The organism is Bacillus sp. ISL-39 (genome assembly GCF_018613295.1).
GTDB lineage: Bacteria > Bacillota > Bacilli > Bacillales > Cytobacillaceae > Mesobacillus.
This window is the reverse complement of record NZ_JAGGQM010000005.1, coordinates 159,742-175,795: the sequence shown is the minus strand read 5'-3', so window position 1 is coordinate 175,795 and position 16,054 is coordinate 159,742. Positions and strand designations below refer to the sequence as shown.

The window sequence follows — 16,054 nt, the reverse complement described above, 5'->3', positions numbered from 1 at the left end:
CAGTTATAGAATTTTATTTAACAGTTTATAAGAGATTATTAACGGTTGGAAGGAATTTATCGACGGTTAGAAGAGATTTATCGACGGTTAGGAGAAATATATTAACGGTTGAGTAGAATTGATGAAGATTTGCAGAGTTTGAACATCAGTTTTGCAGCCATAATACCAGTTTCATCACATATAATCCTGGTATCGGTGTTTTTAATCCCAGTTTTAACAAACGAAAGAGTTATAATCCCATTTGTAACGAATTTAATACCATTTGAGAGATTTCAACTTAACTAGTTAACACACTGACTTTGCCAATTCCATCCAAATAGTCACGAATACTTTTTCTGCCTGGTATTTAGGGTAAAAGGATGATAAGAGAATCTTACAAGAAGGAGGATCTTATGAAGAAAATACTTATATCTTTAGCAGCGGCTGGGATCCTTGCTGGATGCAGCGCTGATGATAGTGAAATTGGGCAGGAGGGACCGCCGGAAACGGAAGTGAAGACTGAGGAGGATCCGGTGACCACGGATTACCTGCAGGAAAGGTTCTATGAAGGAATGGATTATGATGCTTATGCTGTTGAGGTTCAATCCTGGGTTGATAAGGGGCAGGCCACAATCGCTGATACCGTGGAACCAGAGGGACAGAAGAATGTTTCTGCAGATATTATCCAGGTAGCGGATGGATTCCTGGCAGTTGCCAACGACGGCAAAGAAGTTACCTTTATAAAACCATTCGCCTCTCCTGAGGAAGCGAAGGAATACTTGAATGAAAATTTATAAAAAGCAAGCCCGCTGACTAATCGTTTAGCGGGCTTTCGCTTGTGGTATACGACCATTAAAGCAACATTTCGTTCGTTTATGATAGGTTCTCTTATTATTACCTTCCAAATTAGTCAGGAAGAATGGATGTAGATAAGACTGTGTTACTTTTTCAAGACGAATCAAAAGGGAAAAAGAGAAACGGTTAATCTGTTTCTCTTTTTTACAAAGGAGGGAATGTAATGAAGGTAATCGTGATTGGTGCGCATAGCAGTGTCGGGGAGTTTGTTGTCAGTAAGCTGATGGAAAATGGATATACATCCTGCGCAGTCGTCAGCGATGAAAATCAAATCGAGCTGCTGAAAAAGAGAGGAGCTACAGAAGTAGTTCTATATGAAGAAAGAATCCTGCCGAACTTATTCCACGGATATGATGCTGCCATTTATCTTACTGGTATCAATCCTAAGGCTAAAACTGGGAGAACAGTAATGGTAGATCATGAGTCGGTCATTGAGACTGTAAAGGAAGCAGAGAAGCAGGGCGTCAAGCGTTTCGTGATGATGAGCGCAATCATGGCCAATGAAGAGGCAGGAGATGACAGCCGGGAAATTGGCGCGAAAGAGATGCCCGATGAGTTGCTGCGGCAATCAAATTTGACATATACCATCGTGCAGCCGGGAGCATTTACAGACAAACCTGGTAATGGAAAAATATCTGCAGGTGAAACACTGGATTCGAATGAGCTTGAAATTTCACAAGAGGATATCGCGGAGGTGCTGGTCATGTCGCTCGAAAACGAGGCCGCTTTTAACAAGACTTTCGAGGTGGCAGAAGGAGATACAGTCATAACAAAAGCTTTATCTTCATTATAGGAAAGGAGGATTTCAATGGGTTTGACGGACTATCTAGTGATCGGCTTGTTTATTTTCATAGCTTTGATTATCCTGGTGCCGGTCCTTCTATTTATCTATTTATACATTAAAGACGATAACCAGCAGCAGCATTCAATTTTAAGGAATTTCCCCGTGCTCGGAAAGGTTCGTTATTTTACCGAGCATATTGGTCCAGAGCTAAGACAATATTTATTCAATGGAGATAATGAGGGGAAGCCTTTTTCACGCAAGGAATATCAGGATGTCGTCAAGGCAGGCAAGTATAAGGATAGATTAATCGGTTTCGGGTCGTTGAAGGATTTCGACGCTGAAGGCTTTTACATCAGGAATACACTTTTTCCTAAATTGACTAATGAAATGAAGGTCGATAACGCGGAAAAAATTAAAACAAGAGTTTACAAGATTGATGGGGAGGGCCTTTTTACAAGAAAAGAACATAGCGAGGAAAAACTGGCTGACCCTTATTATTTGCAGGATGATGACGCTGTAGTGCTTGGCGGGCACACTTGCCGCTATCCATTCCGTGTAAAAGGCCAGGTAGGCCAGTCTGCGATGAGCTATGGGGCGCTTGGGGAAAAAGCAATCCAGGCGATGTCCAAAGGCCTGGGACTTGCAGGCGGAACGTGGATGAATTCAGGTGAAGGCGGATTGTCTGAACATCATCTCGCCGGTAATCCGGATATCATGATGCAAATCGGGCCAGATTTATTTGGAGTCCGCAAGCCGAACGGCGAGTTTTCGTGGGAAGAGTTCAAGAAGAAGAGTGAAATGCCCCAGGTTAAAGCTTTTGAAATCAAGCTTGCCCAGGGAGCGAAAACACGCGGAGGCCATGTTGAAGGGGAAAAGGTAACCGAAGAAATCGCAAAAATCCGCCTTGTTGAAGTCGGTAAGACAATTAACAGTCCGAACAGATTTTATGAGTTCAGCGACGTCCCTTCCATGTTTGATTGGATTGAGGAATTGCGTTCGGTTGGCGGAAAGCCGGTTGGAATCAAGATTGTCGTCGGTGATATGGATGCGCTTGAAAACATGATTTCCTACATGAAAGAAAGCGGAAAAGGCCCTGACTTCATTACGGTTGACGGCGGTGAAGGCGGCACGGGTGCAACCTATCAGGAGCTGGCGGACACGGTTGGCCTTCCTATCAACTCAGCGCTTCCTGTTGTGGACGAAATGCTTCGCCAATATGGAATCAGAGACAGAGTCAAGCTGATTGCATCAGGAAAACTGATCACTCCTGATAAAATCGCCATCGCCCTGGCTATGGGAGCAGATCTTGTGAATATAGCCCGTGGGATGATGATCAGCGTCGGCTGCATCATGGCACAGGTATGCCACTCGAATACATGCCCGGCAGGTGTAGCTACTACAGATAAAAAGCTGCAGGATGGGCTGGTTGTAGAAGAAAAAATGTACCGGGTTGCCAACTATATCATTTCCCTGCGTGAAGGACTTTACAATTTGGCAGCGGCTGCTGGAATTGACAGCCCGACACAATTCGAAAGGAAGCACATTGTTCATAAAGACGAACTCGGACGTGTATCTCCGGTAGAAGATTTGATCATCGCTGCAAGAAGGACTCAGTTACAAAAGAAAAGTAAGGTAAACTAGAATCACGGCAGCCAGTCCAATTGCGGGCTGGCTTTCTTGGTTTAAATTTTCTTCTCAGCCAAATTGTGAAATAATAGAGTATCATGCTTTCTATTAGGGGGTTACTTGCTTGGCGGGTAAAACAGCTTTGATTGCCGGTGCGACCGGTTTGATTGGAAAAGAACTTTTGCAGTTTTTATTAAATGCGAATGAATACGATAAAGTTGTTGCGATTGTGAGAAGGCCGATTGGAATAGAGCATCCTAAGCTGGATGAAAGAATCGTGGAATTTGATCACCTGGAACAATACAAAGAGTTTTTTTCTGTTGAAGATGTCTTCTGCGCCCTGGGGACGACGATCAAGAAGGCGAAGACGAAGGAAGCGATGTGGAAAATTGATGTCGATTATCCAGTAGCGATTGCCAGATTGGCCAGTTCACAGGGTGCGAAGAAATTTTTGCTTGTCAGCTCGATGAATGCCGATCCTGGATCCCCTATTTTTTATCCAAAAATGAAAGGGAAGCTTGAAGAAGAAGTTAAACAAATCCCATTTGAAACAACTGCAATCTTCCGTCCATCATTGTTATTGGGAGAGCGTAATGAATTTAGGCTTGGTGAGAAGGCGGCAGCCGCTATTTTCACAAAAGTGCCTTTTCTCTTTAGGGGGCCATTCAAGAAATATAAAGCGATTGAAGGCAGGACAGTTGCGTCGGCCATGTATCAAGTTGCCCAGAAGGATGCGCCGGGACTGACCGTATATCCTTCTGAAAGAATCCAGGAAATAGGCCGATGATCAATCAGAACTAATGAGGTAGAAATCATGTTAAATATACTAATAATCCTGGCTGTGATTGTATTTGCAGCCTATGCAGTCCAGAATTACTATCCGGCATTTGGCGGTAAGCATACGAAAAAAAGAAGATCTATATACGCGAGGTCTCCGCAATATCGGAACGGTAAGTTTGCCAACCAGGTTGAAACTTCCTGGGATACGAGCTTCAGCTCGATCATATCCATGATGAAGGATTTTTTAAAAGGCAGTCCGGAGAGAAGGCCGGAAGCACCACTTCCGATGGCAAGTTATGCACCTGGGCCAAAAAGAGATGCAGCAGCGAGTGTAACCTGGTTTGGCCACTCCGCCTTCCTGCTGGAGATACAAGGCAAAACTCTTTTATTCGATCCGATGTTCGGGAAAGCGCCCACTCCTTTCCCGGTAAGAAATCAGCGGTACAGCAGGGAGCTGCCTTTTAAGATAGAAGAACTTCCGGTTGTAGATGCAGTTGTGCTTTCACACGACCATTATGACCATCTCGATTATGGTTCGATCATGAAGCTAAAGGACAAGGTGAAGAACTTTATCGCTCCACTCGGAGTAGGGGCGCATTTACAGCGATGGGGAATCGCTCCTGAAATCATCCAGGAGCATGACTGGTGGGATGAAGTAACCTTCGAAGGACTCCAGCTTGCCTGTACTCCTGCCCGCCATTTTTCAGGCCGAAGTCTTAACGACAGGGATGCCACCCTCTGGTCGTCTTGGGCAATCATTGGCCAGGAGACAAAAATCTTTTTCAGCGGAGATGGTGGATATGGTCCGCATTTTAAAGAAATCGGCGAAAAATACGGCCCATTTGATTTAACCCTGATGGAATGCGGCCAGTATGACGCTCGCTGGGCCGCGATCCATATGCTGCCCGAAGAAACAGTTCAGGCACATCAGGATGTAAAAGGGAAGCTGCTTGTTCCTGTACACTGGGGAGCTTTCACCTTGTCGCTGCATGCATGGCATGGCCCGGTCGAGAGGGCGGTCAGGAAAGCGGAAGAAGCCGGAGTTGATATTGCAACGCCTAAGATAGGCGAGACTTTTACAGTGAGTGCTGGTGACCAGCCAAGATCAGACTGGTGGCGGTTGGACAAAGTTTGAATGTGATCTTTCCAAGCCAGGGTGTCTTTTCTCCTCCTACAGCAGTTTTATAAGTGCAAAGATTCCATATTCAGTGGAATCTTTTTTTTCTTCCCGGGAATGGAAACAGGATGGAAGGTTACTGGGTCATTAGTTTCTTTTGTGATTCATCACACAAATTTAAACTCCTCAATAGGAATCATTTTTCGGAAAATTTACAAATCCACCATATTTCGACAACTTTTTTACATTATGATTATCTTGGATTTATATTTGAGGAGGTAGTCAAAGTTGAAGAAAATGATTTCTGTTTTACCAGCAATGATCCTATTGTTTTCAACTCTTTACCCGTCATTCATGACCAGTGCGCCAACCGTGAATGCTGCTGAGGCTGCGAATGTAGTCATCAGTGAAGTTGCCTGGATGGGCACGAACAACAGCTACAGCGATGAATGGATTGAGCTTTATAACAATTCCGGCTCAGATGTAGTGCTGGACGGCTGGAAGCTGAATGCCACCGATGGTGCACCTGCCATCACGCTAAGCGGCACTCTTCCGGCAAATGGCTATTTTTTACTTGAAAAGACAGATGACCTATCCGTTACAGGAATACAAGCTGACCTTGTTTATAGCGGCTCACTGGGGAATACTGTTGAACATCTTAAATTGATTGATGCATCCGGTACTGTAATCGACGAGGTTGACAGCTGGTATGCAGGAGATAATACGGCAAAAGCGACAATGGAACGAATCGACCCAGGTGTTTCCGGTCTGGATTCCACGAACTGGGCGACTGCGAATGAAAGCTATGCTGATGGTATTGGAACACCGAAGGCCTTCAATTCTACAGGTACCGATGGCAGCGGTTCTGGCGGCGATGCAGGTGGCGGTTCCACACCTCCTGAGGCACCGAGTGTATGTGATGACAGGACCCAGCGCCTGAATAATATTTCCGAAGCTGAGGGAGCAATGAATGTTTATTTTAATAAATGTGCATTTCCACAGTATGCTTCAGCAGGGAACGAAGCGAACTATAATGTGAACTTTGAGGATATTTTAATCAAGAGGCTGAACTTGGCAACAAAAAGTATTGATTTTGCTACATATGAAATTAACCTCCCGCGAGTGGTTGATACATTGATGGCAAAAGCAGCACAGGGTGTAGATGTACGTGTTATTGCAGATTCAAAGGACGCAGCAGACCCTCACTATGCGGAACGATTTGAAACGATGCGACTTTACCTGGAAAAAATGGTGCGAGGGGTGGATGCGAAAATCGGCACCGAAGATGACATTGTGGTTTTTTCAGACTCACCGATGTTTGCCGTGGAGGACAGTGTAAAAAGAACAGCTATAGGATTGCCGGCCAGTGTAAGTGATATAGCACAGGTAACTGTGACTGTCGGAAACAGTACAACGACTGGCAGACTGTTTGTTGATGCTGAGGCAAAAGCGGCAGGAAGCTACTATAGTCCTGGCAACCAGATGCACAATAAATTCGCGATTGTGGATAACCGCTGGGTATTCACAGGGACATGGAATTTTACCGTCACTGGCTTGTATGGTTCAGATGAAAACATGCAGCAGGGAATCCTTGACGGCAACCAGAACCAGATTGTCGAAATCAACTGGCCACAGCTGGCAGGTATTTATGAAACGGAATTCAATGAGATGTGGGGCAGCAATACAGTGAATCCAGATCCGGTCGCGTCGAACTTCAGCACGCGTAAAACAGATAATACAACACATGTGATAGATATCAACGGAAAAAAAGTCGAAATCTATTTTTCAGCAGGGGACAATGCTGTTGGGAAAATGGCCGATTTGATTCGCAACGAAGCTGACTTCAATACATACTTTTCGATTTTTGCCTGGAGCGACCAGGCGTTAGCGGATGAATTGAAGAATAAGTGGGAAGGGTCCTACAATGATAGAGAAGGAACCTTGACTGGTTTTGATGTAAAAGGGTTGTTCGACTCAGATTTTTGGAACCAGTGGTGGTCTGCGAGTGTCGATATGACAGGGCGGACTGCTTCACAGACAAGCGTGAACAATCCAAACACGCGCTGGAATAACCCAGCACCTGTTTACGCGGATGCAGAGACACGCAAACTCCACAGCAAAACAATGCTGATTGATGCCGATACAGACAGTGACCCGACTGTCATCGTCGGATCAACCAACTGGAGCAACAACGGAAACAATGTGAATGATGAGAACATGCTGATCATCCATGACGCAGCCATCACCAACCAGTTCGTACAGGAGTTCAATGCACGCTACGTCCAGGCTGGCGGAATATTGCAGTAACAAAAAAGGTGTCTAACCAAGTGGTTAGGCACTTTAAATTTATAGCGATAGCACAAAATGCTCAAGGAGAGATCGCGCATGAAAAAATCCAGGCTGTCCTGATACAGCCATGAAAAAGCAAGAAGGCAAAACGATGAAAATAATCGTTTTGCCTCATATCGCTGTTTAGCTCAAAATCTCTGGAACAGGTGTGATGGAATCTTGTCTTTTCTTGGCTTTTCTGCTGAACCAGCTTCGCTTTTCAGCGCTTCTTGTGAAGATGCGGTAAACGGCCGGGATTAACAGCAAAGTGATTAGTGTTGCAAAGCTCAGGCCGGCAATGATGGCTGTTGCCATTGGTGCCTGGTAATTGCCTGATCCTCCGGTAGCCAATGCCAGTGGCAGCATGCCGCCAACTGTTGTCAGTGTTGTCATCAAAATTGGGCGGATACGGTTTTTGCCTGCTTCAACCAGTGCTTCCTGAACAGTGCAGCCTTCGTTTCGCAGCTGGTTTGTGCGGTCGATCAATAAAATCGCGTTATTCAAAACAATCCCGATCAGCATGATGATGCCCATTCCGGACATGATGCTTAATTCCTGCTGTGTCAGGAATAATCCAAGGATGACGCCGACGATGGTCATCGGAATGACCGACATGACGATCAGCGGGTGGCCCAGATGGTTGAACTGGACGGCCATGACCAGGTAGACAAGGAAGATGGAAATCGCCAGGATCAGAACCATATCCTGAACCATTTCCTGCTGCTGCTCAAGATCTCCTGCAGGTGCAATGCTGTAGCCTTCTGGTACATCATATTTGTCCATTAGCTTTTGGACTTCACGGTTGATGGTGCCAAGGTCTTTACCTTCAATATCTGCCGAAATCGAGATATAACGTTCGCCATCCTTGTGCGAGATTTCATTTGGATTTTCGACACTCTTCAATGAGATGAATTCAGATAGCTTTTTTTCACCTGAAGGAGTTGGGACTATCAGGTCAAGCAAAGCGGATTTGGTCGTCATCTCTTCATCCCACTTCACTTTTAACGGAACGTTTTCCTCATTGATTTTCAGTTCACCTACAGGCATCTGTAAAAAGGCCTGTTCGATGAATTGCTTGATTTGCGGCTGGGACAATCCCGCTTTTTCCATTTCAGATTCATTCAGTTGTACGACTTGTTCAACAGAAGTCCTTTCAATGGAGTTTTCGACCGCGACAATTCCTTCGATAGACTTCAGCTCTCCTATAAATCCATCAGCAATTGTTTGGAGTTCATCAAAGCTTTCACCTGAGATATTGATTTGAACAGGGGACCCGCCCCCTCCAGACATGGCCGCTGCTGCGCTCTTCAAAGGAACCTTCTCATCAAGATCTCTTAATGACTTAAGAATTTCCTCATTTACATCTTTTTGTTCTCTTGTGATTTTATCGCCTTTTGTCATGTTGATGATGGTGTACATCATGTTGCCATTATCCATCATATAATTTGATTCAACATCTTTAATTCCGTCTAATGCTTTGTTCATTTCGGTTACGATTTCCTGTTTTTCTTCCAGGCTGAGCCCCGGTTCGACGGTCACCAAAAGTTCAGCATAACGGTTCATCATGTCCGGCATGATGGTCATTGGAATCTTTGTCACCAGCATCAGGGATCCGATGAGCATCAGGAAGAACAGTCCGATGACAGCAAAGCTGTGGCGCTTTTTCTTGATGGTCCAGGAAATCATTTTGCTGTACCCGCGTACAAGCCGGCCTTCCTTCTTGGTATTTTCTTTCTTTTTCAGCTTCAGAAACTTCTCGGATAGAGAAGGAATCAAAGTGAACGAAACAATCACAGAGCTAATGAGAGTAATGGCGACGACAACAGAAAGGATGATCATGAACGAACCCATCTCACCGCCAAGCAGGCCGATTGGCAAAAAGACAACAATCGTCGTCAGCATCGAAGCCAGTACGGCTGTGGCTACTTCCTGGGTTCCTTGTATTACAGCCTCCATACTATTGATGCCAAGCTCTTTCTTACGGTAAATGGATTCAAGAATAACGATGGATGAATCGACCATCATTCCGATTCCAAGTCCAAGACCAATCAGGGTCAGCATATTGAAGCTGTAACCAAAAACCCACATCGAAGCAAAAGTAAGCAGTACTGATGTTGGGATCGATAATCCGACGATCAGTGTAGCGCGGATATTTCTCAAGAACAGCATAAGGATTGCAACGGCAATAGCAGCTCCAATCAGGATGTTGCTTGTCACTCCATCTATTGAGTCCTTGACATAATCCGCCTGGGCGACCATTTCATTCAATTCTACGCCGCTGACCAAGCCATCTTCGCGGATTTGTTTGATTTCTTCACGCACCGCTTCGGCCATCTCGATTTGAGTGGCATCGGCTACTCTGCCTACTTGGACAAAAATAAAATCCTTCGAGCCATTTTTCCAGACGAATGAGGAGCTTTCCAGTGGCTGTAATTTTACGTTTCCAATTTCGGATAATTTGATAAAACCGTTCGCTGCCGGAATCTGCAGGTTTTTAACATTCTCAACTGATTCTAGCTGTGTATTCCATCTAAGGGAAGGAGAGTTTGTTTCGTTATTCAACTGGCCCAGGGTTGCTTCATTGTTTGCCTGCTGGATGGCGCCAATCACCTGTGCTGCATCCAGTCCATTTTTTAAAAGTTCCTCACGCTTAAGTTCTACAGTCACTTCTTTTTCCAGGCTGCCTGACAGCGAAACATCATGTACCTCAGGAAGAGCTTCCAGCCTCGGTTCCAGGATATTCTTAGCAAAGGCTGTCATCTTCTCCATGTCAGAGCCAGAAACATCCATGAAAAAGTCGTAAGCCTGGCTAGTGCCGAATTGTCCGGTCATCACGTCTTTGACACCGCTTATATCAGAAGTTGTGGAATTAACCACCGACTCGACTTCCTTGAACACTTCCTCTCCTCGCCCGCGTTCAATCGTGAGCTGCATGGAGCTTTTTCCGATATTGCTGCTCGAAAGGACTTCCTCTACGCCTTCAATGCCGAGGATCTTTTTTTCGAGCGGAGAAGTGATGGTTCTTTCGACTTCAATTGCCGCCATCTCCCCAGCATAGATTTCCACATAAGCACCGTCCATCTTGATCGATGGAAAGAGCTCCTTATCCAGCTTTAAAACTGAAAAGCTGCCAATCAATAAAACTAATACAACCATTAAACTAACCAAGATTTTTCTTTGAACAATAAATTTCAATAAACTCATAAGATCCTCCCCAATATTATCGCAAAATAGGAATGTAAAAAATTTCTATTTTATGCACCCAAGGACAGATTATACACACTTTTATAGGAAAATATAACTATTATTTTGTAAATTTATAATTACATTTCCATAAATGGAGCTGAGTGAAAAATAGAATTTTTTAGGTCCTTTAAGATATTTCCATTTTATCCCTTGAAGAAGAGCCGCATAATGAGCCTGAGACAGATTTTTATATAGGGCTGAAGACTGAGAAGGAATAGGAAGTAAAAAGGAGAATAGTTAATGTCCATAGAAAAATGAGAGGTGAGTTCAAATGTTCAGTCAGTCTCCTTATGAATGCAAACTGGAATGGGGGAGGCGCGGGGCGAGGGAAGCAGCGGAGCGTGGGGATATAGTCATCATTGTTGATGTACTAAGCTTTTCCTCAACAATTGTCGCTGCATTGAGTGCGGGGGCAATTATCTTTCCCTATCCTCCAAATCTCGATGGGAAAAAATATGCAAGCAGCATTAGGGCCAAGTATATACTTGGCAGGGCAGAAGCAGAAAGGACGGGTAATCCCAGCTTGTCGCCGGTGACATTTAATGAGGAGCATTGCAACGAGCGTTATGTTTTAACTTCTCATAATGGTGCATTTTGTTCGTGGATTGCTTCCAGTGTGCCGGCGCTGTTGATCGGGTCATTCCTCAATGCTTCAGCAGCAGCTGTTCTAGCCGATAAGCTGCAGCAGAAAACAGGTGCAGACATCACAGTCGTGCCATGCGGGGAAATGTGGAATGATGCTCGTGAAAATGAAGATCGGCTAAGGCCGTCGATTGAGGACTATATAGGTGCTGGTGCAATCCTTGCAGAGCTGGGCGGTAAGAAATCTCCGGAAGCAGAGGTTTGCTCAGGAGCTTTTAAAAGTTCAGAATCTCGCTTAAAAGAATTGGTTTGGGATTCAGGCAGCGGACGTGAATTGCGCGAAAGAGGTTTTGAGGAAGATGTACACTATTGCAGCCAATTAAATCTTACGGACATCGTGCCCGTTTTAAAAGACGGAAGGTTTATCATATATAAATAGAAAGTGCCTGGCTAGGAGCTACTGGCTAGGAGCCCCTGGCTTTTAGCCGGGCACTTTCAAACAGGGATCTATGTCAATTTTTTTATATTGAAGTTATCCTCCAGCAATGCCCAGTTTTGCGGGAATGGATAGCCAAGCACCCAGTAGCTGACGCCACGCAGGTTGTATTGCTTAATCAGGTCAAACTTAGCCTGGGCACTTCGAGCGTCTTCGAACCATACTTCGTGTTGCCGGCCCTGTTCATCGGTATAGCGGAAATAAGGCGAAGCGGCCACTGTATCATATTGGATTGCAGCTCCATATTTGATGGCACGGCTGACTGCTTCCTGCGGGCTGTATGTTTCAGCTTGCTGGCCCTGGACATGGGGGATGATCCAGTCTCTGGCATATAGCTGGAAGCCCATCAGGATTTTATTCCTTGGAATCGCCGTAACCGCATAATCAAGCACCCTGCGGATTTCATTCAATGGTGAAACAGCCTGAGGTGATCCATAACGGTATCCCCACTCATAGGTCATTAATACGACGAAATCTGCTATCCTGCCGTGTGCGGGATAATCATGCGCTTCGTATAATAATCCTTTCTGGTCTGCCCTGACTTTCGGCGCAAGGGAAGTTGAAACGAAATAGCCTTCTTTATGAAGAGTATCAACGGCTTCTTGAAGAAATGTATTATAAAGCTCTCGGTCTGCAGGAAGGACATTTTCAAAGTCAATGTTCAAGCCGCGGTAACCTTTTTCACGCATGACAGAAATTATATTGTTGAGCAGTGTATTACGATTTGCTTCACTGGCAAGAACTTCATGGGCAATATTCTCCCCAGCCTCAGTGGCTGTGAAGTTGGTGATCGACATCATTGGCAGTGCCCCTTTTGCCAGTCCTGTCTGGATAGCTTCGGTGTCGTCCTTCATATAAAGGACTAGAGACCCGTCAGGCTGGATGACATAAGCGAATGGAGCGATATAGGTCATCAGATCGGCAACTTCGTTGACCAGCTCAATGGCTTTTTCGTCGGAATGGTAAGTGAAGGCATTCGATTCAATCATTGGTTTCGGTTTGGGAATGACCAGGATCGTCCCTGGATAAAGCAGATTCGGGTTTTGAATTTGATTGGCCTTGATGATTGCCTGTACGGTTACACCATAACGCTGGGATATTTGCCATAGGGTTTCACCGCGTTGAATGGTGTGGCGGGCAGCGGGTATGCGGAGTACGGTTCCAGGGTAGATCAGAGAAGGGTTGGTGATGGCGTTCGCCCGAATAATGGCATCTACGGTCGTCCCGTAACGCTGGGCAATAGACCATAAGGCTTCACCATATTGAACTGAATGGAAAGCATCATAAGATGGAATAAGCAAAGCCTGGCCCACGGCCAATTGGTTTGGGTTTTCAAGGCCATTTATTTCGCTGATTTGTGTTACGCTCACCTGATACCTGTTTGAAATCTGCCACAGAGCTTCCCCTCTTTGCACAACATGAATGATCATAATGAACCCCCTCAGGAAAAAGTCCTACAATATGCTATGAGAAAAAAAGGCATTATATGTTGAAGGAGGAACGTTTATTAATCTCTAAATAGATTTGGAAAACATTTTTCGCGGAGGAAAGTGAAGAAACGAAAGAGAACATAGTAAGATATCTGGCTTGTATGGTGAAAATCTTATTGGAAACTTAGATTTATGTTTACAGCGCGTTTCCAGGTTCAGCCCATAACAAAACGCATGGACCCCTTGTCCATGCGTTTTCATCTAACTTACACTAATTTTTCAAGGTTTACGCGCTTATGAATCGCAAGCATGACAGGAATACCTACAGCCATTACCGTAAATTCACCTGCAGCTGTTGTCAGCCATGTGAACCAGAATGGCAATTGGAATGCCAGGTTTAGTTCAATCGCAATCAGGAACATCGTGAACGTGAAGACTAATGTGTTCACAATCATACGGCCCATGATACTCTTAATATATTTTGCTGTGAAAATCGTGATCAGCAACGATATTACTGACTGCCCGACTCCAAAGACAAGGTCGTATGCGACTATTGGCGAGAAAAGCAGATTTGTTAAAAATACACCTAAAACTATTCCAAAGAAATATTTCTTATTGAAAACGATCAAGTGGTTGAACATTTCGGATACGCGGAACTGCACATTGGTGAAGCCAAATGGCTGGAAGACGGCAGAAACGGCAATGTATAAAGCAGCTAGGATTCCGTTCCGGACAATCGTTCTAGTATTCATTTATAATCTCTCCTAGTTTTTTTACGTGGGATGGTTACGAACCACGTTATTTAAAAGCCAATTTAATATTATATAGGATAAAAGGCCTTCTCACAATACTATTTTTATAGAATACAGGTAGCTTTCCAAGACTAAAAATAAAAGGCGCCCAGTCAGAATCATTCGAAAGAAAGCCAATAAGGCTACCTCTTTGAAGTGACTTTCTTACTCTACTCTTATGACCACGCCACCTGCTATTTCGGCACTGGCTGGTCTTTATAACTCCTCTAAAGACCACGCCAATCACTTTTTCGGCACTGGCTGGTCTTTATAACTCCTCTAAAGACCACTCCACCCGCTTTTTCGGCACTGGCTGGTCTTTATAACTCCTCTAAAGGCCACGCCAATCACTTTTTCGGCACTGTATGGTCATTATAACTCTTCTAAAGACCACGCCACCGGCTTTTTGGGCTATCGATGGTCTTTATAACTCCTCTAAAGACCACGCCACCCGCTTTTTTCGGCACTGTATGGTCTTTATAACTCTTCTAAAGACCACGCCACCGGCTTTTTTCGGCACTGTATGGTCTTTATAACTCCTCTAAAGACCACTCCACCCGCTTTTTTCGGCACTGTATGGTCTTTATAACTCTTCTAAAGACCACGCCACCAGCTTTTTCGGCACTGTATGGTCTTTATAACTCCTCTAAAGACCGCGCCACCCGCTTTTTCGGCACTGGCTGGTCTTTATAACTCCTCTAAAGGCCACGCCAATCACTTTTTCGGCACTGTATGGTCATTATAACTCTTCTAAAGACCACGCCAATCACTTTTTCGGCACTGGTTGGTCTTTATAACTCCTCTAAAGACCACGCCACCCGCTTTTTCGGCACTGGCTGGTCTTTATAACTCTTCTAAAGACCACGCCACCCGCTTTTTTCGGCACTGTATGGTCATTATAACTCTTCTAAAGACCACGCCACCACGCCACCCGCTTTTTCGGCACTAGATGGTCTTTATAACTCCTCTTATTACGATTATTGACGTATATTCGATTGGGAAGCAGTTTCGAAAAGAGCCCGAAACCTTTAAGAGTGCGGATAACGGTACGTGTTCGTACAGTATCAAAACATGCGAAAGCAGTCTTATTTAAAATATATCGCGGGATTGTTATAATTTGGGGATAGTCACTACAGCTAGTAAAAAAAGGGGTTATCAAAATGTTCAAAAGAGATGTCAAGAAACATTGGACAGTTCAATATGAGGAAAGAGGGATGCCGCATGTCCAGGCAGGACTTGTGCTGAATCCCCAAAACTGGAGGGAATTGGACCCCTTCATTTTAATGGCGGAAGACTGGTTTAAGCGTGGTACTTTTTCTGATCACCCGCATCGCGGCTTCCAGACAATCACCTATATCATAGACGGCAGGCTGGAGCACATTGACAACCATGGCGGCCACAGCATCCTGGAGTCTGGGGACATTCAGTACATGAACGCTGGCAGCGGTGCGCGGCATGCTGAAGAGGCGGTTGATAACGATATTGCCCATACACTGCAGCTGTGGCTGAATCTGCCTAAGGAGTTGAAAGGCACAGCCACTTCTTATCAAAACGTGTATTCCGAACATGCACCCCTTGTCCAGTTTAAAGGCGGAACTTTAAAGGTGTATTCAGGTGAAACAGCGGGAGTGAAAGGCCCTCTCGAACCATTGGTACCTTTTACCCTGTCAGAAATTCAGCTGGCGGAGGGAGCGGAGTACGAATATGAATTGCCGGAAGGACATAACGCATTCCTTTATGTACTTTCAGGTGACGTCCAGGCAGGCTCAAGCCATACAAACCTTAAAAAGTCTTCCGCCGCAACATTGACCTTTAAAGACGGCGGCGAAGGCCTAAGTGAAATTTCACTAAAAGCATATCAGCGTTCCCGCGTGCTGGTATACTCCGGTAAGCCAATCAAGGAGGAAGTGGTTGCCTACGGACCATTCGTGATGAATTCGATGGAGGAGATTCGCCAGGCTTACCGTGATTATCAGGAAGGGAAATTCGGCACTGCGGCTGAATAAACCAAACTTTTTTAAAGTTTCTATTTATTTTTCT

General features: G+C 44.9%; 11 protein-coding genes and 1 riboswitch. Of the genes, 8 read left to right on the top strand and 3 right to left on the bottom strand.

The features are described from left to right. Positions 1-392: 392 nt before the first annotated feature. The 6 genes from J7E37_RS06930 to J7E37_RS06905 all read left to right on the top strand — a co-directional run bounded on the left by J7E37_RS06930 (position 393) and on the right by J7E37_RS06905 (position 7,448). On the top strand, positions 393-776 hold the full coding sequence (locus J7E37_RS06930; RefSeq protein ID WP_214780430.1) for a hypothetical protein: 384 nt from the start codon (positions 393-395) through the stop codon (positions 774-776). Between the two features lie 221 nt (positions 777-997). Beyond that, positions 998-1,627, top strand: coding sequence for an NAD(P)H-binding protein (locus J7E37_RS06925; RefSeq protein WP_214780433.1), 630 nt, complete (start codon positions 998-1,000; stop codon positions 1,625-1,627). Between the two features lie 15 nt (positions 1,628-1,642). After that, entirely contained in the window at positions 1,643-3,259 is a 1,617-nt protein-coding gene (locus J7E37_RS06920) for an FMN-binding glutamate synthase family protein (protein ID WP_215023203.1), read from the top strand. Between the two features lie 109 nt (positions 3,260-3,368). Beyond that, a complete protein-coding gene (locus J7E37_RS06915; RefSeq protein ID WP_214780437.1) occupies positions 3,369-4,031 on the top strand; it encodes an oxidoreductase in 663 nt (220 codons plus the stop codon). A 222-nt stretch (positions 4,032-4,253) separates the two neighbouring features. After that, positions 4,254-5,159 (top strand): MBL fold metallo-hydrolase, encoded by a 906-nt coding sequence (locus J7E37_RS06910; protein ID WP_251009542.1) that lies wholly within the window; start codon positions 4,254-4,256, stop codon positions 5,157-5,159. 279 nt (positions 5,160-5,438) lie between these two features. Then, positions 5,439-7,448 (top strand): phospholipase D-like domain-containing protein, encoded by a 2,010-nt coding sequence (locus J7E37_RS06905; RefSeq protein ID WP_251009541.1) that lies wholly within the window; start codon positions 5,439-5,441, stop codon positions 7,446-7,448. Between the two features lie 165 nt (positions 7,449-7,613). On the opposite strand, the gene J7E37_RS06900 is transcribed toward J7E37_RS06905, so the two are convergent. Continuing rightward, the gene (locus J7E37_RS06900) at positions 7,614-10,673 is read right to left on the bottom strand and encodes an efflux RND transporter permease subunit (protein ID WP_215023199.1); all 3,060 of its coding nucleotides are present in this window, start codon (positions 10,671-10,673) and stop codon (positions 7,614-7,616) included. Positions 10,674-10,986: 313 nt separating this feature from the next. Here J7E37_RS06900 and J7E37_RS06895 point away from each other — a divergent pair, with 313 nt between their 5' ends. Beyond that, complete coding sequence (locus J7E37_RS06895; protein ID WP_215023197.1) at positions 10,987-11,736, top strand: 2-phosphosulfolactate phosphatase; 750 nt, start codon at positions 10,987-10,989, stop codon at positions 11,734-11,736. A 68-nt stretch (positions 11,737-11,804) separates the two neighbouring features. Here the strand turns inward: J7E37_RS06895 and J7E37_RS06890 are convergent, their stop codons facing one another. Then, positions 11,805-13,223, bottom strand: coding sequence for a glycoside hydrolase family 18 protein (locus J7E37_RS06890; RefSeq protein WP_215023195.1), 1,419 nt, complete (start codon positions 13,221-13,223; stop codon positions 11,805-11,807). Between the two features lie 266 nt (positions 13,224-13,489). Further along, entirely contained in the window at positions 13,490-13,975 is a 486-nt protein-coding gene (locus J7E37_RS06885; RefSeq protein WP_215023193.1) for a QueT transporter family protein, read from the bottom strand. Between the two features lie 6 nt (positions 13,976-13,981). Further along, positions 13,982-14,026: riboswitch (PreQ1 riboswitch) on the bottom strand. A gap of 1,148 nt (positions 14,027-15,174) precedes the next feature. Between J7E37_RS06885 and J7E37_RS06880 the strand changes: the two genes are divergently transcribed. Then, positions 15,175-16,020 (top strand): pirin family protein, encoded by an 846-nt coding sequence (locus tag J7E37_RS06880; RefSeq protein WP_215023191.1) that lies wholly within the window; start codon positions 15,175-15,177, stop codon positions 16,018-16,020. Positions 16,021-16,054 lie beyond the last annotated feature (34 nt).